The sequence below is a fragment of the Paraflavitalea pollutisoli genome (genome assembly GCF_029360705.1).
In the GTDB taxonomy this organism is placed as follows: domain Bacteria; phylum Bacteroidota; class Bacteroidia; order Chitinophagales; family Chitinophagaceae; genus Paraflavitalea; species Paraflavitalea pollutisoli.
On sequence record NZ_JARKMX010000008.1, the window covers coordinates 439,507 to 460,093 of the forward strand.

Annotated in this window: 15 protein-coding genes; 9 read left to right on the forward strand and 6 right to left on the reverse strand. The window is 50.5% G+C overall.

Features of this window, described 5'->3' with window-relative positions; all coding sequences use genetic code 11:
• Nucleotides 1–73: 73 nt before the first annotated feature.
• Together P2W70_RS15885 and P2W70_RS15890 are read left to right on the forward strand one after the other, a co-directional pair.
• Nucleotides 74–1,711 carry a serine hydrolase domain-containing protein gene (locus P2W70_RS15885; protein ID WP_276482475.1) on the forward strand — a complete coding sequence of 546 codons (1,638 nt, stop codon included), beginning with the start codon at nucleotides 74–76 and terminating at the stop codon, nucleotides 1,709–1,711.
• A gap of 179 nt (nucleotides 1,712–1,890) precedes the next feature.
• Nucleotides 1,891–2,409 carry a hypothetical protein gene (locus tag P2W70_RS15890; RefSeq protein ID WP_276482476.1) on the forward strand — a complete coding sequence of 173 codons (519 nt, stop codon included), beginning with the start codon at nucleotides 1,891–1,893 and terminating at the stop codon, nucleotides 2,407–2,409.
• Between the two features lie 87 nt (nucleotides 2,410–2,496).
• On the opposite strand, the gene P2W70_RS15895 is transcribed toward P2W70_RS15890, so the two are convergent.
• On the reverse strand, nucleotides 2,497–3,324 hold the full coding sequence (locus P2W70_RS15895; protein ID WP_276482477.1) for a hypothetical protein: 828 nt from the start codon (nucleotides 3,322–3,324) through the stop codon (nucleotides 2,497–2,499).
• A 112-nt stretch (nucleotides 3,325–3,436) separates the two neighbouring features.
• On the reverse strand, nucleotides 3,437–4,918 hold the full coding sequence (locus tag P2W70_RS15900) for an aminotransferase-like domain-containing protein (protein ID WP_276482478.1): 1,482 nt from the start codon (nucleotides 4,916–4,918) through the stop codon (nucleotides 3,437–3,439).
• 143 nt (nucleotides 4,919–5,061) lie between these two features.
• On the opposite strand from P2W70_RS15900, the gene P2W70_RS15905 reads away from it, so the two are divergent.
• From P2W70_RS15905 to P2W70_RS15920, 4 genes are all read left to right on the forward strand, one after another.
• Entirely contained in the window at nucleotides 5,062–5,829 is a 768-nt protein-coding gene (locus P2W70_RS15905) for an MBL fold metallo-hydrolase (RefSeq protein ID WP_276482479.1), read from the forward strand.
• 207 nt (nucleotides 5,830–6,036) lie between these two features.
• A complete protein-coding gene (locus tag P2W70_RS15910; RefSeq protein WP_276482480.1) occupies nucleotides 6,037–6,921 on the forward strand; it encodes an N-acetylmuramoyl-L-alanine amidase in 885 nt (294 codons plus the stop codon).
• Between the two features lie 62 nt (nucleotides 6,922–6,983).
• Nucleotides 6,984–7,574 carry a Crp/Fnr family transcriptional regulator gene (locus P2W70_RS15915; RefSeq protein WP_276482481.1) on the forward strand — a complete coding sequence of 197 codons (591 nt, stop codon included), beginning with the start codon at nucleotides 6,984–6,986 and terminating at the stop codon, nucleotides 7,572–7,574.
• 61 nt (nucleotides 7,575–7,635) lie between these two features.
• Complete coding sequence (locus tag P2W70_RS15920) at nucleotides 7,636–8,427, forward strand: sterol desaturase family protein (RefSeq protein ID WP_276482482.1); 792 nt, start codon at nucleotides 7,636–7,638, stop codon at nucleotides 8,425–8,427.
• Here the strand turns inward: P2W70_RS15920 and P2W70_RS15925 are convergent.
• Nucleotides 8,411–10,570, reverse strand: coding sequence for a GH92 family glycosyl hydrolase (locus P2W70_RS15925; protein WP_276482483.1), 2,160 nt, complete (start codon nucleotides 10,568–10,570; stop codon nucleotides 8,411–8,413). The genes P2W70_RS15920 and P2W70_RS15925 overlap by 17 nt on opposite strands.
• Before the next feature lie 186 nt (nucleotides 10,571–10,756).
• On the opposite strand from P2W70_RS15925, the gene P2W70_RS15930 reads away from it, so the two are divergent.
• The 3 genes from P2W70_RS15930 (at nucleotide 10,757) to P2W70_RS15940 (ending at nucleotide 12,903) form a co-directional block, all read left to right on the forward strand.
• Entirely contained in the window at nucleotides 10,757–11,530 is a 774-nt protein-coding gene (locus tag P2W70_RS15930) for a helix-turn-helix domain-containing protein (RefSeq protein ID WP_276482484.1), read from the forward strand.
• A gap of 77 nt (nucleotides 11,531–11,607) precedes the next feature.
• Nucleotides 11,608–12,033 (forward strand): VOC family protein, encoded by a 426-nt coding sequence (locus tag P2W70_RS15935; RefSeq protein ID WP_276482485.1) that lies wholly within the window; start codon nucleotides 11,608–11,610, stop codon nucleotides 12,031–12,033.
• A gap of 135 nt (nucleotides 12,034–12,168) precedes the next feature.
• Nucleotides 12,169–12,903, forward strand: a complete 735-nt coding sequence (locus P2W70_RS15940) for a hypothetical protein (RefSeq protein ID WP_276482486.1) — start codon at nucleotides 12,169–12,171, stop codon at nucleotides 12,901–12,903.
• Between the two features lie 2 nt (nucleotides 12,904–12,905).
• On the opposite strand, the gene P2W70_RS15945 is transcribed toward P2W70_RS15940, so the two are convergent.
• From P2W70_RS15945 to P2W70_RS15955, 3 genes are all read right to left on the reverse strand, one after another.
• On the reverse strand, nucleotides 12,906–13,466 hold the full coding sequence (locus P2W70_RS15945; RefSeq protein ID WP_276482487.1) for a TlpA family protein disulfide reductase: 561 nt from the start codon (nucleotides 13,464–13,466) through the stop codon (nucleotides 12,906–12,908).
• A 297-nt stretch (nucleotides 13,467–13,763) separates the two neighbouring features.
• On the reverse strand, nucleotides 13,764–14,996 hold the full coding sequence (locus tag P2W70_RS15950) for an MFS transporter (RefSeq protein ID WP_276482488.1): 1,233 nt from the start codon (nucleotides 14,994–14,996) through the stop codon (nucleotides 13,764–13,766).
• Nucleotides 14,997–15,182: 186 nt separating this feature from the next.
• The gene (locus P2W70_RS15955; RefSeq protein ID WP_276482489.1) at nucleotides 15,183–20,549 is read right to left on the reverse strand and encodes a DUF7379 domain-containing protein; all 5,367 of its coding nucleotides are present in this window, start codon (nucleotides 20,547–20,549) and stop codon (nucleotides 15,183–15,185) included.
• Nucleotides 20,550–20,587: the final 38 nt, after the last annotated feature.

The following is a 20,587-nucleotide window of genomic DNA, read 5'->3' on the forward strand; positions in this document are numbered from 1 at the left end:
CATTATCTGCAGGCAGAGGAGGCACAGATGGCTTTCTCAGTGGGAAGAATACGATATTTCTTATCATCAACATATGAAAAAACTGCTTCTTTTACTGCTGACTCCGCTGGGCTTGCTGGCGCAAAGCCTCCCCGACTCCACTGTCAATAAGATCAATGGTATTTTCAGCTTTTTTGCCGCCGGCAACCGGCCGGGCTGTGCCGTGGCCATTGCCCGGCATGGGCAGGTTGTCTTCAGCAAAGGGTATGGCCTGGCCAATCTGGAATACAATATTCCCAATACCGCCAATACCATCTTTCACATAGCTTCGGAGTCGAAGCAGTATGTGGCATTTTGTATGTTGCTATTGGAAAAAGAAGGCAAGCTTTCGCTGGATGACGATATCCGGAAATACCTAGAGTATGTGCCCGATTTTGGCAAGAAGATCACCATCCGCCACCTCATCTACCATACCAGCGGACTACGCGATCAATGGCAATTGCTGGCCAACGCGGGCTGGCAATTGGATGATGTGATCACCCAGGAGCATGTGATCAAACTGATTGCGAAACAGCAGGCTTTGAACTTTACGCCCGGGGACGAGTGGATGTATTGCAATACCGGTTACACGCTGATGGCGGAGATCGTAAAAAAAGTAAGTGGTCTTAGTTTACGGGATTACACCCAAAAGAACATCTTCGAGCCATTGGGCATGAAAGACACGCATTTCCATGATAATTATACCGAGATCGTACCGGGCCGCTCTTACTCGTACAATCTCCGGGGTGATGGCAAGTACCAGCATGCGGTGTTGAGCTACAGCATCGTGGGTGCCACCAGCCTTTTTACCACGGTACTGGATGAACTTAAATGGGTCAACAACCTCAATACCGGTACGGTGGGCGGTAAAGACCTGGTAGAAAAAATGCTGCAACCCGGAGTATTGAACGATGGGCGCAAACTTAATTATGCGTTTGCGTTGAATCTAGGTAAATACAAAGGCTGGCAGCAAATTGGCCACGGTGGTTCAGATGCCGGATACCGAACGTACGCCTGTCGTTTTCCCGAGCAGGGCTGGGAGATCGTCGTGTTCAGTAATTACGGCATGGCCAATCCTGTCGGGTTTACCAATCAGATTGCTGATCTCTTGTTGGGGGCATCGAAGCCCGAGCCGAAAGACGAAGAGGTCTATATCACCGATAGTGTTGCCTTAAAGAGATTTGTCGGGAAGTATTACGGCGAGCGAGGCGATCGCCTAGAATTGTTCTTCAAAGAAGGTAAGCTGTACAGGCGTAGCCCGGAGGCTGTGGTTCAATTGGCTGATAAGGGCAATGACCGCTATAAGATGGCAACCGGCGGCGTGATCATTGCCGGAAAACAATCCTGGCAGGGCGATTCGTTGCTACACTGGCAGGTAGAGACGGCGAATGGAGTATTGTCTTTCCAACGCCAGCCCGCAGTGGCACAGCCCGTCACGGAAGAATTTACCGGACGATACTACAATGAAGAAACGGAAGCCTATTATACCATTGGGTTCAATGCGGGCAAGTTGACGCTGGGACACCGGAAGTTTGCTAACGCCGATCTTACCTATATCGCACCGGATCAATTTACAGGTCCGCATTGGTGGATGAGTCATATACGTTTTATTAGGGATAAACGTAATAAGATCATTGCTTTTGAAGTCAATGCAGGTCGCGTGCAGCACCTGCGGTATGGGAAGGTGAAATAGGAAAAGGCAGACTTATGCTAAACAATTTGCAGAGTGAGGATTAGCTATTGAATCCTTTTATAAGTGATGGCAGCCTGCTTAGGATTGGCCGTTTATTGGCTGCTCTCCCAAATTAATTGCATTTAATGCTGCAACGAATCTGGTTACCCAGCGATCAGGGTGTGACAAACTAACCAATTATGAAAACTATCTACTCCCTGTTGAGCTTGCTGCTATTGTTGACCGTTGCTTCCTGCAAAAAAGATACGATTGCCTACTCCTCCGATTACAACAACAGTTACCTCGCGTGGCTCGATTTTAAAGCCAGTTCCCAAAACTCCTACCAGTACGTCGTGAACTTTGGCTCCTGGACTGGTTATGGTACAGAGACTACCATTACAGTTCGTGCAGGCAAAGTGGTGGGCCGGAGTTTTGTCGCCAAACAACATCCCAATCAACCGAATACGCCCATGACGATTTTGGGACAGTGGACAGAAGATGAGAATTCCCTAAATACACATGAAGCTGGTTTTGCAACTTTGACACTGGACGATATTTACCGGAAAGCAAAAGAAGAGTGGCTGCAGAAGCGCTCCGATGCAGATACCTATTTTGAAGCCAGGAACAACGGACTGATCTCCAATGCAGGCTATGTACCCAAAGGTTGTCAGGACGATTGCTTTGCTGGTATTTCCATTGCCAGCATCAAGGCGCTGTAGATTCCATGCAAGATCTGGCTTGCGTAGGCCTACAATCAAAAAAAAGCCCGCTTCGCAGCAGGCCATAAACTGTAGAAAGGCGAAAAGCTAGTATTTGTAGATAACGCTGTGCGACTGATCCAGGTTGGGGTGTTTGGGGTAACTGAGTGCGGTGGCGGTCTTATCCAATCGCTTATTGGTGATGGTATAAGTGTTCACGGTGATCTGCTCTGTTTCCGCGGCCTGCCCAGCCTGTTGCACCGTTTTGGTGATCTTGCCTGGTAACTTTTTAAAGGTGCTGAGAAGCGGATAATTGTACAACGTATACCACTCATTCGGGCCGGGGCCGATGAATAGCCAGGGGTTGATCTCACAGTCGGCAGACCAACTGTCGATCGTCAGCTTAATCTTATATTGATTGCTTTTTTGAGTAGACGTGATCGATGCCAGGTCGCCGTTTGAATGATACGCGTAGGTGGTCGAATAAATGAGTTTGGTACCAGCTTCATTCGTTTGGTAATAATTGAGCTCCGCCAGGCTTCCATTGCTATTATAGGCATAGTCCAGTTTATAGGAGGTCGGACTGGTGCCCCTTTTCCAGCCGTTGGTTAACGAAGTCAATCTTCCATTTACGTACACAAAGGTGTCCCTGTACAGCGAGCCGTCGTATGACAGTGCCAATGCCTGCTTGCCCGACCAGGTAAAATCCAGCTGACCGGCCGCAGATTGATTGTTGTAGAAAATATCATGGATCGTACTGTCTGGATTGTAGCGTACATGGGCTACAGTACCAATATCAAATTCCATGGATTTGACGAGAAACTGCAGAGCGGGTGGATTGTCCACCGGAGGCGGTGGATCGACATCGTCTTTCTGGCAACCTGTGATACCCATCGCGCTAAACAGCGCCAGCGATAAAAGGAGTTTGTTGTACATAGCTATAGATTTATGTACAATACTACGTTCGCCAAGGGGGCGCTGGTCAGTGCGCTGTGGTGAACTGCCATAATCTGCGGATGAAAGAACGGAATAATAATCCAGACAAGGCCTACCTGATAGCTCTCGCCAATATATCGATGTTTTGGGTCAGCTCGCTTTCTGTCGATGAGGCAAAGCCGAGCCTGATGGCATTGGGCGAATAACCCGGGTAATGATGAGCCAACCCGTTCGAAATAAATAAGCCTTTGCGTCGGGCCCGCTCCGCCAGTTTGTCGACCGGGATGGCCGGATCAAAACGTGCCCACACGGATAGCCCGCCTTCAGGAATATCAAATTCAACCGCCTGCCCGAGTTTTGTTGTAAGCAGCTGACAGAAATGGTCCCGCCTTGCATGATAGGTGTGCAAGGCCTTGCGCAGGTAGCGCTGTATCGTTCCTTCATTCAGCAATTCACCCATGGCATTGTCCAATACATGATCTCCCTGCCGGTCGAGCAATAGGCGGTGACGGGCCAGGTGTTCGATCACATTCTCCGGGGCCGACAAATAACCCATGCGGAAGGCTGGCGAGAAGTTTTTGCTGAACGAACCGCAATAGATGACCATTCCGTTGGTGTCTTCACTGGCCAGTGGTTGCAAAGGCCGGTTCTTATAGTGAAAATCATAGTCGTAATCATCTTCGAATAGGATAAAGCCGTACTCGTGGGCCAATTGCAACAGCTCCAGTCGGCGGTCCAGTCGCATCGATACTGTCGTGGGATAATGGTGATGGGGCGTCACATACACCATCCTTACACGTCTTTTGCGACAGATCTTGCGCAACTCGTCGACAACAAGGCCATGCGCGTCAACGGGAATGCCTATGTGGCGCGCTCCCGCATGCAGAAAATTACGCTCTGCCCTGCCCCAGCCCGGAATACCCGAAACGACAACATCTCCCATTGCGATCAGTCCCTGGCAAACGAGGTTGATCCCCATCACTGTTCCCCGGATGGATAGTAGCTGCCGTGCTGTTGTGTTTAGTCCACGGGTTTCGTTAAGGTAGCGCGACAAAGCTGTCCGATAATACACAGGCCCTTCAGGCGTGTTGTAGCTGCCAAACCGATTATACAGGGTGGTCTTTTGTAGTTGGCTGCGGTAAGCTCTGTATAATTCCTGTATAGGCGCCAGGCGGGGATCGGGAAAGCCATCGTCGAGACGAAACGCCAGATCAATACCCGTGGGGATCGGATCGAGGTAGGCGGGTGTGTCGATGGTGAAGCCCGCTGTTGTTCGCCCCTGGTGTTCCGAAGCATTGGCCAGCGCCACCGGATTGTTTTCGGGCAGGTAGCTGGCTACAAAAGTACCTTTGCCAACAAAGCTCTCCAGCCAGCCTTGTGTCTGTAGCTCTTCGATGGCTTTGTTGACGGTAACACGGTTGAGCTGCCATACCAGGGCCAGTTCCCGGGATCCGGGAAGCTTCTGGCCAGACTTGAGTTTTCCTTGCCGGATCAGCCTGATCAACCCCTCAGCTGCCTGCAGGTATAACGGGCTACCCGACTGTGGATCGACCGTAATGGCCGATAGCAACTGGTTAAGCAGTGGACTATGCATAGTGTATGAAATGGGTAATAAAGATAATCCATTTCCAATTGCCCGTAGCAGTCCGATACGGGGCATAGAACCGCCAATTCCCGGGAATAAATCTGGCCAATGCTCGCACAGGCTTATTTTTGTAACCATAAAACCTGTTCGCCATGATCAAGATCCGCCTGATAAGACACGCTACGCTGCAGGTCGTCATCAATGACCAGAAGATACTCGTGGATCCGTTCCTTGCTCCCAAAGACAGCTATGATCCCATCATCTGGACCAGCAATGGCTTGCGCAATCCGATGGTAGACCTGCCATTTGGTGAAGATGCGTTGCGGCAACTGATCCAGGAAAGCGATCTCGTATTGGTAACCCATACCCACAATGATCACTGGGATGTAACTGCCCAGCAAATGATTCCCAAAGACCAGCTGATCGCAGGGCAGGTCGAAGACGAAGCAAAATTCCGGCAACAGGGTTTTACGAACGTAGTCGCCATCAAAGATCAATATTCCTGGCAGGGCATTACGATCCACCGAACCGGTGGACAACATGGTACCGGAGAGATCGGGCAAAAAATGGCACCTGTGTCGGGTTACGTGCTGCAGGATGGTAAGTCATCGGTCTATATTGCGGGCGATACGATCTGGTGTCCTGAAGTATTGCAGGCCCTCGAAAAACACCAGCCGGATATCATCGTGCTCAATACAGGTGCCGCCCGTTTCGATATGGGAGATCCGATCACCATGACGGCCGAAGATGTGGTGCAGGTAGCACAACATACTACCTCCAGGAATCTTATTTGTGTGCACATGGATACGGTCAACCATTGTTACCTGAAGCGCCCCTTGCTGAAGGACGCCCTTAAAACGGCCAACCTACTCGATCGTTGTCAGTTGCCGGCAGACGGTGAATGGGTAAAACTGACCTGAATTGGGTAGACCATCGCTCAATAAATTGCTTATGTGGATCATTATGCGCCCCAAAGGCGCATAAGGTCTATCCCTATTTTGCCAGCTCAGATAAAACTCCTACGTTTGATCGTTCTCACGGATAATACTGCCCACCCTTTGAATGACTGACTCTCGCCTGTACCTCTCTGAATCCAGGTTTCTATTCATCCTTTATATTCAACAAGCATGAAAATCAAAAATCACTGGCTCGAAGCCGAGGGCAATGAAAAGATCGTTATCTCCAAAACAAAGAATGCGGGTGACCTCATCGATCCCGATTTTGTCGTGATCCATTACACGGCTACCGATGATGCGGGTTCTGCCGTCAACTGGTTCATGAACACCAGCAGCAACCCCGATCGTATTGCCGCCCATATTGTGCTCGATAAAGACGGAACGATCACGCAATTGGTTCCCTTCAACCAGAAGGCCAATCATGCCGGGACCAGTACCTGGGATGGCGTGGACAGCTTTAACAGCCACTCTATTGGCATAGAGATCGTCAATGCCGGTTTCCTGGAGAAACTTCCCAACGGTAGTTTCCGCCGGGGCAATAAAACCTATCCGGCATCCGAAGCCGCTAATATTGTCAAAGCAAAACACAAACACAAATTCTGGACAGCGAAAGACAATCAGTTCTGGTTTGCCTTTCCCGACAAACAATTGCAAGCTTTATACAAACTGTGTAAAGTGCTGTTTGCTACGTACCAGCCGGTGACGGCCGTGGGGCATGATGATATCTCACCGGCACGTAAGCCTGATCCCGGCCCGGCCTTTCCCTGGAATGAATTCAAGAAGCAGGTGTTTGGTGCGGTGAACAACATTGGAAACATCTACACCGTCAATACAGAGGGCACCAACCTGCGGAGTGGTGCTTCCACCACCACCCCCTCTTTGAAGAAACTACCCAAGGGGTACGAAGTGGGGCTCATTGAAACGAATGGTCAGTGGAGCAAAGTGTACCTGGTCGATAAAAAGCAGGATGTACTGGTTGCCAAAGGCGGCGTTTCGCGCAGCATCAAAACGATTGGATGGATATTTTCTGAACTGCTCACGCCCAAGCCCGCTTAATGGTTATATACCAATTGCCGGGCCTCGTTTGATGCCCGGCGAAAAATACGGATATTGCAGGTATGCTCGATCCAGAAAAACTCCAGCATTACCTGCAATTATTCCCCACCCTCTCTGGTGATGACTTGTTTCAGTTATTGTCCCTGGCGCGACCGCGCAAGTTGGAGGTCGGCGAATTCTTTATGCGCGAGGGCGAGTCGAGCCCTTCGCTGGGGTATGTGTTGGAAGGTCTGATACGTACCTGGCATTGCAATGAGCAAGGCGAAGAACTGACACTCAGTCTGAGTTATGAAGATACGGTCGTGGCTTCGCACGATTATATCCTTTATAAACACCCGTCCCGTTTTATGTACCAGGCGATGGAGCCCACCTCCCTGCTGGTCATGTCGTACGATGATATTGAGTCGTTGATGGCAAAACATCCGTCTTTCGAGGTATTGCGGCACTATTTCATCATGAACCTGCTGGGCGCCTCCGTAAAACGACTGGAGTCATTTATCTTGTTAAGTCCCGAAGAGCGATACCAGCAGTGGGTGCGCGAGCGGCCAGGTCTGGTGCAGCGGGTTCCGGGCAAATACCTGGCCAGTCTGTTGGGCATTACGCCCGTTTCCCTCAGTCGTATCCGTTCCAGGATCGCACGTGCCAAACGGTAATTATCTTTTGTTAATGCTGGGGTCGGTGCGACCGGGTAGCTTTGAACATAAATAACAAGCTATGCCAACACCCTGGGAATTGCTGGCCAAACTGACGTTCCTGACCTTTGCCCGTTACTTTGTACTGGCTGGTCTCTTCTTTATCCCATTCTATGTATTGGGGCGCGCCTGGTTTAAACACCAAAAGATACAAGCGGCAAATGCAAAGCCGCAGCAATTTCTGCGGGAGATCAGGCATTCGGCCATTTCCAGCGCTATATTGGCAGGCGTCGGTTTCCTGATGGCGGCAACCCCTATCCGGCAATACACCTTGTTGTACAAAGAGATCGATGCGTATCCCGTTTGGTGGCTACCCGTGTCCGTTTTGTTGTCGCTCGTAATACACGATACTTACTTTTACTGGATGCACCGGGGGCTACACGACAAACGGATCTTCCGGCATGCCCATGCTGTGCACCATCGCTCCACCAATCCTTCACCCTGGGCTGCCTATTCTTTTCATTTCCTCGAAGCCATTGCCGAAGGTTTTATCTTAGTGATACTCGTATTCGTACTGCCCTTGCATGGCTTGTCTATCCTGTGGTTTTCCCTGGCTTCTTTTGTCATGAATGCTTACGGGCACCTGGGCTATGAGATCATGCCGCGGCGTTTCCGCAACTCCTGGTGGTTTGAGGTGCTGAATACTTCCGTACACCACAACCTGCACCACCGCCAGTTCAAAGGCAACTACGGCCTTTATTTCCGGTACTGGGACCGTTTAATGGGCACAGAACATCCTGACTACGTTAAGCAGTATGACCGTGTACAGGAACAGCGTTTTGGCGTCAAAAACGCGGCTATGAAGGCCGCGTAGTGATCGTTATCTTTCCTCCTTTTTTGAACAGCTCATGGGGAACGAAATAGCCTTTTATCGGTTTGCCGTTTACCTGTATGGATTGCAGGTTCCTGCCCTTGCCGGCACGGTTGATGGTTAGTAGCTTTCCGGTACTGGTGGTCCATTTTACTTCATCAAACAACGGAACGGTGACGAGGTATTCCGGGTCTGTAGCGGAGAAGGTATAAAGCCCCAGCGCCGTTAGTACATACCAGGCAGACATCTCGCCTGCGTCGTCCATACCGCAAAGGGCCAGACCGTCATCGCCAATGCCATACAACGTGTTGAGGATGGTATCGATGATCTTTTGAGATTTAGCCGGCTTGTTGATGAAATAATAGGCAAAGGGTGCCTCGTGGTCGGGTTGATTGCCATGGCAATATTGACCGATCATCGACTCGACGTTGCGGGCAATATGTTTGGGGTTCCAGGGAATCGTAAACAAGGAGTCCAGTTTGGATTCGAAGCCTTTGGGGCCACCGTATAGATCGATCAGGCCCTTCATGTCGTGTGGTGCAAAGAACGATACCTGCCAGGCATTGGCTTCCCGGTACATGTATTCGTAGTAGGGATATTGGGGATTAAACGGCGTTATCCATGTTCCGTTGGCGAGGCGACCGCGCATAAACCGGGTAGATGGATCAAACATATTGCGGTAATTCTTCGAACGGGCCATCAACAACCGGTAGTTGGCTGTATCGTTGAGCTTCTTCGCAATCTGTGCCAGCGAATAGTCATCGTACGAATACTCCAGGGTTTTGGATACTCCTGCTGCAGCCTTGGTTTCTACATGAGGGTTAGCAATATTGGGATCGGGAATATAACCCAGTGTCAGGTAATCCTTCAGGTAAGGACGGGCACGTCCTTCCACATTGGCATTGCGCAACAGCAACTGGTAGGTAGCCTGAATATCGAAATTGTCCAGTCCGCGCAGGTAGGTACCGGCAATGGAGGAAGCGCCATGGTCTCCGTGAAAGAAGGTAGGAATAAAGCCTGTCTTCTCCCCTACGTCCTTCATCGATTTGATCACATCCACGGCTACCTGGGGCGATATCAGTCCCAGTAAAACGTCTTTATTGCGATAGGTGTCCCATAAGGACGGTTCCGTATAGTAATTGAAATCGGCTTTTACGACATTCCTTTTGGCATCGGTAAATTCTCCGTTCAGGTCACTACGCAGTGCCGGCCACAAGAGCGAGCGGTACAGAGAGGAATAGAGCATTTCTTTTTGCTTGTCGGTGCCGCCTTTTAGCTGAATCACCGAAAGTGTATTTTCCCAGGTTTGCTGAGCGGCTGTACGAATGGCTGCAAATGACTGGTTACCGATCTCCTGTTCCAGGTTGCGCCGGGCATTGTCCATGCTCACGAACGACAGGCCGATCCTGATCTCTACCGGGCTTTCATTGTTGTCGGCCAGGGTTGCGATGGCGTAACCGCTCCGCTGACCCTCATCTTTTCTTTCCAACTTGTCGATATTGGTATTAAGGATGGCGTAGAAATATACATTCTCGCCTCCCTGAAAGCCCTGCACCGCGTTGGTGCCTGCCTGTTCAATGCGCCAGGTATTTACGCGGCTATTGGCTTTGCCCATATCGAACAGGAGTTTACGGCCCTGGTTGTTCTTAAAAGTATATTGATGAAAGCCGCACCGTAAGGTGGAAGTGAGCTTTACATCCACCTGGTAGTCGTCGAGGTACACCTGGTAGTATCCGGGGGCAGCACTTTCCTTTTTGTGCGAGAACCGCGAACCATACGGGTAGGTTTCGTTGGATAAGGGCAGGATGGGAATATTACACAGGTTCCAATGGCCTTTATTGGTATGGGTAAAACCGAGGATGACGGAGTCCTCGTATTCATAACCGGCGCCCGACCCATACTCGGTCATCGGGCTCAGCTGTACCATGGCATTGGGAAGCGAACTACCGGGAAAGGTAAGTCCGGCCCAGGAGCGCCAGCCTTGCGGCAGTTCATAGCCCAGTATCTTGGGATCATTCATCGGCGCCGTGCCGATAAAGGTGTTAACGTATTGGGAAACACCGGGCTTGGTTTGGCCCAGGGCAGTGGTGGCAGTCAGCAGGAATGCCGGGATCAATTGACAGCAATAGCGTTTCAGATTATTCATAATGCAATGGCAGTGGTTTAACTATACCGATTTTGCAACGAATCTACTGAAAAAAAGCACAAGTATGCTGGCCAATTTAGCAGGTCGGAAATACCGCTAAAGGAGCCGATAGCTGCCTGACGAAGACGGTCACTTCTTCCAAAGCGGATACCGTATATTTGTAATATTAACTAAGCCCAGGTCTACATGACAGGTTGGAGCCCAACACCATCAGAGCGGGTCAGTGAATATGTACAACGTATATTGGTGATCGAACACGCCTCGGTCACTGCACCTTTTACGTTACCGCTATACGCCAATGGTACCCCAACCCTATTGTTTCAAACCTGCAAGGGAAAAATTGGCGGACAATCCAATCACCTCACTTTATTTGGACAAACGGTATTTCCGGAAGCCTTGACGCTTTCTGACAACTTCACCCTCATCGCCTATTTCTTTCATCCTTATGCCCTGTATTCGTTGTTTGGTCTTTCTCCCCAGGAGTTGACAGACAATCCTGTTGACCTGCAACTGATCACTGCTGTCAAAGCAAAGGCTTTGCAGGAGCAATTGTTGAATGCCTCGACGACTGTGGCGATGATTGACCTGATCGATGATTTCGTGCAGGGCCTCACCGTGCGCATCAAAACCGATATTGCCCTGGTCCGGTTTGCTACGGCAGCCATTGCACGTGATCCTCTACGGGGAGTGGAAGACATGGCTGCGCAGGATTTGCACCTTACCAAACGCACCTTTATGCGATTGTTTGAAAAGCAGGTAGGCATTTTACCCAATCAATACCGGCGGATTGTACAGTTTGATGCTGCTTTTCGTCAGCTCCAGTCCCGGCGCTTCGACAAATTATCGGACATCGCCTTTGCGCACGGGTATGCGGATCAAAGTCACTTTATACGGGCTTTCAAGGAATTTACTACCATAACGCCCAAAGACTACGAAAAGCTCATGGGTCCTCGTCGCTGATTCCGTTTTGTCACTTTTGTTCTATTTTCCACCTCTCCGGTGCGGTAGTTTTACGGCCTAATCATAATACTACAGCAATGAAAAAACAAATCTATCCCTGCCTTTGGTTTGACGGAAAAGCACAGGAAGCTGCCAAATTCTATTGTTCGGTATTTCCCAATTCGACCATTACAGCCGACAATCAGATGGTGGTAACTTTCGATCTTAATGGTACACGGTTTATGGGGTTGAATGGCGGACCGCAGTTCGTTTTCAACGAAGCACTCTCCTTTGTCATTGAATGCCAGGACCAGGCCGAAATTGATCACTACTGGAGTGAACTCACAGCTGACGGCGGCCAGGAAGGAAGTTGCGGTTGGCTGAAAGATAAGTTTGGACTATCCTGGCAGGTAGTGCCCGCGATCCTGCCTGAGCTCTTAAGCGATCCGGAGCGTGCGCCTCGCGTATTGCAGGCCTATATGAAGATGAAGAAATTCGAGATCGATGAACTCATGAGTGCGTGATGATGATGGTTGCGATGAAAGACGTTGGCGGCCAATCATGACCACAATTCAATAAGGGCTTACGCTTATTGTGATGGATAGCCGAAAAGTGTATATTTGACAATAAACCTTTTCCTAACCAAAACAATTTGCCGTATGAGAAAGAATTTTCTTACTTCTCTCCTACTCTGCTTTTGCCTGGTATTTACCATTAGTTATTGTAAAAGAGAAAATGTATCGACAGTCACTATCGATACCCCCTTGACCAACTTGTCGAAGCAGCTGGCACAAAACGACGATTTTAAAGAAATGGTTCTACTATTTCCGAAGCTGAGGCGCGAGCGCATGGCTATTCAGGATGCCATCCTGGCCCAAAAAAGTAATCGTTTGGAGGCGCTTACCAGGCGTGAAAGCCTGTCAGCCGCGAAGCAATTTGCCGCCAGTAGTTTGTTTGCCATCTTTCGGCAGCGTCGAATGGCTATAAAACAGCAATATGCGCAACTTAAACAATTGTCAGGCTCCGACCGCGGGAAGGTCTACCTTCTTGCCATGAGTTCTTTTCAAGACCGTTTAAGACAGTCAGTGGCTGAGATTACCACATTGGATACCGACCCGGCATGTGAGGATTCTTGTAATTATTCAAAAGATTATGAATACCAGCTTGCCGATATTGAATACTGGGAATCTGTGGACGATTGCGATGACGAGTATTTTAATTGTTGTACACAATGTTTTCCGTACCCACCAGGAATGCCACGTACTGAATGTTACAATCTTTGTAGAGAAGCATTCGACGACTGTATTCGTAGCGCCGATGCTGCCTGGGTGGCAAAGCAGGAAGGTATTCGGGCCTCTATAAGAGATTGCATTTTAAATAACTGCCATGATTAACATCACTCCGCCAGGAGCTTCTTTATCTCTTTCACCAGCTTTTCTATCGCATCCGAGTTGTAGCCGGTAGAAACATAACGGATCACGCCGTTCTTGTCGATCAGGTAGTTCTTGGGAATATACACCGTGGCATATTGGTTCCAGATCCTCTTGTCGGGATCGAGGCCTGGATTGAAGACGATGCCTTTGGCAGCGAGTTCCGCATTCTTTTTCGCCACCAGTTCTTTGGCTTCGCCCCGGGATATCGGCAGGAAGACAAAATCCTTGTCTTTGAACGGTTGCAGGATCTTGCCCGGCATTTCGTTGAATTCCTGCATGCAGGGGCCACACCAGGTAGCCCAGAAGTTGAGCAAAACGACCTTTCCCTTGAGGCTGGATAATTGGAGCGGATTGCCTTCTAGTCTGTCTACCGTGAAATCAGCTGCTTTGTCATTGACTTTTAAGACATAACCCTCATCTGTCGGCGCCTGCGCAGCATGTGCGTCTGGCTTGGCAGAAGTGGCTTGTTGAGCTTGCAGGGAAGTTGCAACAAGTATCGAAACAGCTAGGAGAATAGTTCTCATATTGATAAAAGTTTTGATCGGTAGTAGGTCTGCTAAAGTTACTCCGTACAACCTGTAAAAACGTAGGCCCCGGCCACTTTTATCGCACCATTAGCTTATGAGGATTTTGTTGTATCTGTTGCTGGGGAATAATAGGAGTTGACGACAGGTTGACCCGTATAGTTGGGACCAGCCTGATCATCCGCGCCGATATATTGATAGCTGGCGGGCCATTCCTGCGGCCTTTGACAGGTGAGTTGTTTTTTGCGGCTATTATATTTTATGGCCCCGCCAGGGTCAGCCAGGACGCCAATGTTTTTATTGCTCCAGGAAATTCAGGTCACGGTTATGTGTTTCGGGGATGGTCAGCGTAGCATAGAAACCGGCGGCAAAGCAAAGCAGGCCTACCAGTGCGCCAGCCAGCAAAACGCCGATAGAAGGCTTGGCAAAGCCATACAGGGTGGTCATCAAAACGACCATGCCCCTTACCATGTTGGGAATGGTAGTGGCCGCAGTGGCGCGCAGGTTGGTGCCAAACTGTTCCGCGCCAATGGTCACAAACATGGCCCAGTAGCCAATGCCCAGTCCCATCCACAAACAAAGTCCATACATGGCGGTGGAACTCGACAGACCGGCAAACAGGTACACGGCACTGCCAATCAAAGTGAAGAGCATCATATATGCTACGGCCTTTTTACGCGAATGCAGGGCATGGCTGATAAAACCGCTCGACAGGTCGCCGATGGCCAGACCTACATAACACCACATGATCGCCAATCCGGGTTGTATGGGCTCGGTAATGCCCAGGGCTTTGCCAAATTCGTTGGAGAAGGTAGCCAGGATGCCGATCACAAACCAGGTAGGCAATCCCAGTGCAATACATTTTATATACAGCAGGAAACGGCGTTTGTCGGTGAAGAAAGCAAAGAAGTTCCCTTTTTGTATATGCGCTTCCGTTTTGAGGTTCTTGTACATGCCGGATTCAAAAACACCCAGGCGGAGCAACAACAAACAGATGCCCATACCGCCGCCAATGAAATAAGCATGGCGCCAGGCAAATAACTTCACGGTAAAATAGCCTACGACGGCGCCAAACAAACCGATACCGGCTACCAGCGAGGTACCAATTGCGCGGAGTCTTTTAGGAAGTATTTCCGATACCAGGGTAATACCAGCGCCCAATTCTCCGGCCAGTCCAATACCTGCTACAAACCGCAATATTTTATAATGGGTAGGGTCCTGCACAAATCCGCAGGCAATATTCGCCAGTGAATACGTAAGAATGGAGCCGAACAATACCGATAGCCGACCCTTTTTATCGCCTACAATACCCCACAGGATACCGCCCAGCAGCAATCCCGTCATCTGCCAATTGAGGATAGAAGCGCCGGTGGCCGAGAGCTCTTCCTCACTAAGGCCCAGATCGGTCAGGCTTTCGAGTCGTACAATGCCAAATAAAAGGAGGTCGTAAATGTCTACAAAATAGCCAAGGGCCGCTACGATCACAGGGATACTCAGGAGATGCTGGAGGTCGGTACGTTCTTTAGTCATGGGTTAGCAAAGCGTTAAAGCCAGTAAATTAATACTATTTTGGTTTTCCTGAACGCCCGTGTTAAGAGAATATTATAGTGTGCTAAACAATCACAGGCCGCCGCTGCCGAACGTGCCTTAAAAAAGAACCCAACAGGGACGGTCTGTCTCCCTGTTGGGTTCGTATGCTTCATGCATTGGGGCGTATCAGATCATTCGCTCCAATTGCTGTTTCAATTGTTCCAGCGCCTTTGTCAATACCTGCGTGGCCGGTTTGATGATCTTCAATGCATCGAGCAGGAAGCTGATGTATTCGATCTCCGCCATTTTCTTTCCTTTGGAACCGATACGGGCAAAGGCATTGCTGTAAGCCAGTAAGGACTCTTCGACCCCTGCTTTTTGTTTGGGACCTGTCTCCTGTAACCACGCGATGGTCAGGTCCACGTGGGCCAGCTCCAGTAACCGTTGGTGATCGAAGTGAGAAGCATCACCCGACTGCAGGTTTTTCTTCAGTTCGTCCAATTCGGCCATGGCACTTTTAGCCTTCTCGGGCAATGCATAGCTCAGCACCTCCGATTTTACGGTGGCGCCCCATTGCTGGGCCTTCAATTGCACCAGGATACTCGACAGGGTGATCCAGTTGGTGAAGGTGAGGGTTTTGCTGATATTACTTTTAAGCGCGCTCGCCAGGTAATAATATCCCGCCGCCTGTTTGTAGGCTTCTACCTTTTTGGTTTTGGTAGTGGCGAGTATCGCTTTTTGCTGGTGAATGGTTCCCAACAGGTTGTACCGTTCTGCCGTTGGCCCCAATTTCAGTAAACTCTGCAAATCGCCGATGGCATCTTCCATTTTCAGCAACAACTCTGTGGCGCGGCTGTGGTTGGCGGCAAAATCTATGATACACTTGGCCGACCGCACACTACAGTATTTCTCCATGGCGGCGAACGTGTAGGTGGCGTTCTCTATCTGCGAAAGCGTTTCATATTTGATCATTGCGAGGTCGTACTCGTACAGGTCGGCGTAAATAATGGCTTCGCTTTCGGTGATGGCCACATTGCGGATGCCGGCATCGTCTACCGCTTTCGAAATGGCGGCCACCCGGTCGAGGTAGTCGGCATGCGGATAGTTGCCCATTTGCAGTTCGTTGCGCAGGTTGTACAGTTCGAGTTCCGCTTCTTCGGCTATAATGAAGCGGTACTTTGCCTGGCGGTTGGTGTTTACAATCCGCAAGGTGTAGAAGGGATCACCATAACACTGGTAGGCCCCCCAGGTGTTGTTGCGGTTCTTGTATTTCGCGTAGATGTGTTCCCGGGCCGTGTGCACCGCATCGCCAAAATTCTCGCCGGCCAGCATGCGGTCGTAAAATACTTCTGTAAAGTCCTTGGCCGCAGCATCGTCGATTGCCCAGCCTGCTGCAACTACGGCCTTGACGCCATTCTCGATCAGCTGCGTACCGATATTGGCCGCCATTTTGAACCGGTTGCGGTAGTACTCTTCGGCAGCACCATCCGTTTTGCCCAGGAAGCAGCAATTGATGAAGACCAGCTCCGGCACCGAGCTCATTTGACAGATCTCCACCGGTGTCAGGAACACCTTGTTGCCGATTACCATACCCGAACTGGCCGGTGATGTTTCATCGAACAGACCATGGCCCGCCAGGTGAATGATCTTGTAGTCATCCCGGAACAGCGCTTCGATGATCTCCCTCCCCGATCCTTTCAGCACGGAGGTAGTAGTAAACCGGCTTTCCTCCAGCTTTTCTTTCACCGATAGGGCTTCTGCCAGGGCGCCAGGGAGTTGATTCAGGAACCCTTTCAGATCGGGGTCGCCGATCACCAGGGCCGAATCTTTCATCACAGCATTTATTTTCAACCGGTAATTGGTGGTTGTCAGTTGCCGGATCATACCCGCGTTGACGCAAAGCGGCTTCGCGTTCTCGGTGGTATCCTGCAACAGCTCCCAGGGGTAACCGGCTGTCGTCTTATCCAATATCCAGTTGATATTACTCTGTCGCTTGAGTTGCTCTTTAAAATCGTTGGGAATTAGCAACTCGAAGATCGTTTTGGCCAGCTGTGGCGACCACTGATTATTGGTGGAGATATCGGCGATCAGCTCCTGGATGACGGGACTGTTGACGTACAATTCCCTTTGCTCTTCCCGGGCTGCGCCGGTAGAGGCACTGAATACAAAGCGGCTGATATCACCAGTTTTCCTTTCGTCTTTCGGTACGTAGGTGATCGTGATCCGGATCCACCACTCGTCTGCCGCTTCCTGAACCATCTTTTTGCGCGAGCCGGGTAAGGTCTGGATCTTATTGTCGGTTAGTATTTTCACAGAGCCACTCTCTTCCATTTCTATGCGTTTCAGGGCATAATAACAATTCAGCGCCCGGTCCTCATACTGTTCTACAAACTCCAGCTGGTCAATGGTACGCGCTTCGGTGCCAAACAGCTCCTTTACTTTCTGGTTGGCATTGCTGACCCCCTGTATGATAGCACGTAGCGAGTTGGCAACGGATAAGCCACCATAACCACAGCCGATAGCCAGCGAAGAGATACCATTGGGTTGCGTTTGCGCTTCATAGTTTTTAAAAGGCAACTTGCTGTTGACATTGATGAGGTATTTGGATACCCCCTGTTCGGTAGTGAGCGTAAGGCGATAGGCTGTCAGCTCTCCCGGCTTGCCGAGCCCCACAATGATGGCGCCCTTGAAGTCGGGTTGCCCGGTGACGAGTACTTCGGCCGTCCCCACCTCACCAGGGTACAGGCCCAGTTGATGGCGCTGCTGCAAGGCGCCCATGAGTAAGCCATTGATCGCTCTTTCTGCATACAAAATGCCATCACCAGCGAAGTGGCCGGCAATCAGCGGATATTCTGCATAACGCAAATGCCCTTGTGATACCCGTACATTGATCGGCATTTCGGTGGTCTCTACTTTTTCAGAGGCGGATATGCCCAACAAGGTCATCTCGACACCAGCCGGCGAGGTGTCGAAATCTTCTTCTACCGGCGCTACAAAACGTTTTTCTTCCCCGCGCACCACCGGCCGGGTCCTGCTCAGCAGGTTGGTATTGCCTGTTTTCAATATCTCGGCAAATCCCTTGAAGATGGAGGGCTCGTTGGCCAGGGCTCCGTGCGATACATCTACATAATACACGGAGTTGTTGCGGATCATCTTCTTGGGGATGCCCGACTCCCAGGTTACACTCTGGTCCCCTTCCGCCGTGCTGAGGAACACCAGTTCCTGCCCATGGCTGGTCTGGTCGATCCGGTAACCGCAGACTGTGGCTTTGTCTTTACCGGCTATATACGTGATGTTGGAATAATCGATGTCATCCATGCTGGCGAGGATTTGATCGCGGTATTGGCGGAACTCGGTGAGCAGGGAATTCTCTATTTTGGGCCAGCGCTCGTCGTTGAGTGCCGTGCGCATATTGTTCCAGGTCTTCGGGTCTGCGAAATTGTTGCTATCGTCTACAGACAGGGGCAACAAACTGGCCAGGCCGGGAAAACCATAGAATATCTTCAGTAAGGAAGGTTTGTTGTGGCGCAGGTCGATCTTGCTGAGCTTGTCGATGATTCCGTCTTTACCCATCAATACGGCCGGTATCCGGAAAGAGCCGCCCAGCGGACTGCCCAGGAAGATGAGGCGGAAGCCCGGCGAAGCATTGAGTTGTTTCCAGACATCGGGTTGGGTAATGATGAAGTCGCGCACCAGTACACCGCCCATCGAGTGGCCGATGATGTGGATCGGCTGGTTGAACTTCAGCAGCTCTTCTACTTTGGCAGCAAAGTCTTTCGCACATTGGTTGAGTTGCCGGCGCCAGTCGAAGGCGAAGGTGACCACATCGTAGCTCTCGGAAAAATGTTTGGCAATACGGGCGTAGGAAGTCGCCACAATGGAATTGGCTTTGACATTCTCTGCCTTCATGTCCAGTTTGCGAAGACCTCCCGTCAGGAACCGGCCGTAGTTGATCCAGATGGTATCGTTGTCTACATCGAGGTTCGATCCCATGATGCCTGGCATGATGACTAGAATGGGACGTAAACCCGTGACCTTATCCATAAAGATCTTACCACCGTCGAGCTTCAGCAGGGCGTTGCGGTCCAGCTCTTCCGCGGTGGCATCCCGCCAATCGCGGAAACCGGGAATCAGCGTATCGCCGGTTGCTTCAAGCGCGCGTTCCAGCAAGGTTCTCGTTTGTTCGTTCTCGAAATAATGGAAGTGATCTACATCGGTACCTTCATCAAAGAAGTATTGCACGGCCACTCTTTTGGGATTGGTCGATTCCGTTCTTCTTTTGGCACCCCGGTACATGGAAGCAGTATTCACCACCAGGTCGTTGCGGTGCGCATAGAACAGCTTGCTGGCAATGATGAGCAATCCTTTGAGGTTGAACTTTGCCTTGCAGTTGCCTGATAAAATGATCAGGGGCTGGTCGGGCAATATCGTCGCGTTGGGGTTGTTGAGTACCTTGATGAAGGGTGACTGCGGATTCATGGCTTCCACGCCTGGTAATACCTCCACATTGTTCTTGGTACTGATCACCGCCGCGATCAGGTTCTTGAAAGCGATGTATACCGGCGTAGTCGCGAGCCCGGTGCCCACACCGATCAGGTTGAAGGTAATGTTGAAGAAATTGTCGAGCCGCTTGGAAGCAAGCGTGGTACCGCTGGCCGGACAGGCAACCCGCACAAACTTCCGAATCACGATCTTCTTGCTTTTGAGGGCCTTGCCAATATCATTGATGTTTTGCACATCCTCCTCACGACCTTCGTCACGGAGGTATTGGATCTCTTCCTCGGAAAAGCCGTTGAGCTGGTCATTGCTGGTACAGAAGCGGGCCAGGATATCGCCGACGAGACCACCCCGCGAGTGACTTACCAGGTCGAGGGTAATAAACTTAGGTAGCTGCTGAACAAGCTCCAATACGTTTTGCAGGGGACTTTGGGTCAATGACAGGTGTTGATAGCCGAGTATATTACTGCCGTATTGTTTTTTGATATTGGTCCAGTTGCTGGTATCGTTCAACTCGCCAAAAGAACCAATGGTCGACGAGTTAGTTCCATGGAGGAACAATAACCAGGGCTTGTCGGATTGCTCGGGCACAAATTTCTGTAACTGAAAATTGGGGTCGATGCGGTAAATGCCGGGATCAGTCTCCAGTTGTTTCTTCTCCAGCTTTTCTGCCAGTTCCCGCACCTTGTTATCGACCACCTTGGGTTTGAAAACATTCAGGATGCGGAGGGCGATATCGCTGGCGATACCGCGTTCGGTGGTGTTGGATTTGATGGTGAAGGGGATCACAAAGGCATCACCCGCTGCACGGCTTTGCCCAGCTGCTTCCGGAAATATCTCTTCCAGCGTATCGGCATTGGCCAGCCAGGTGGTATTGTCTTCGAAGATGAGCTCTACGATCCTACCGCCACTGAGGTCGACGGTGTGGCTGTCGATGGCGCCCCGGATGCTGCTGCCTACCCGGTACGATTCCTCCATGACAAGCATATCGTCGGTGGCTGTCGTACTGGAAAGAAGGGCCTGCCCCTCTCCGATTACGGAAATCTTGTTAATCATGTGCGTATTTTAAAGGTTTGATCAGTTATGCGAGATTA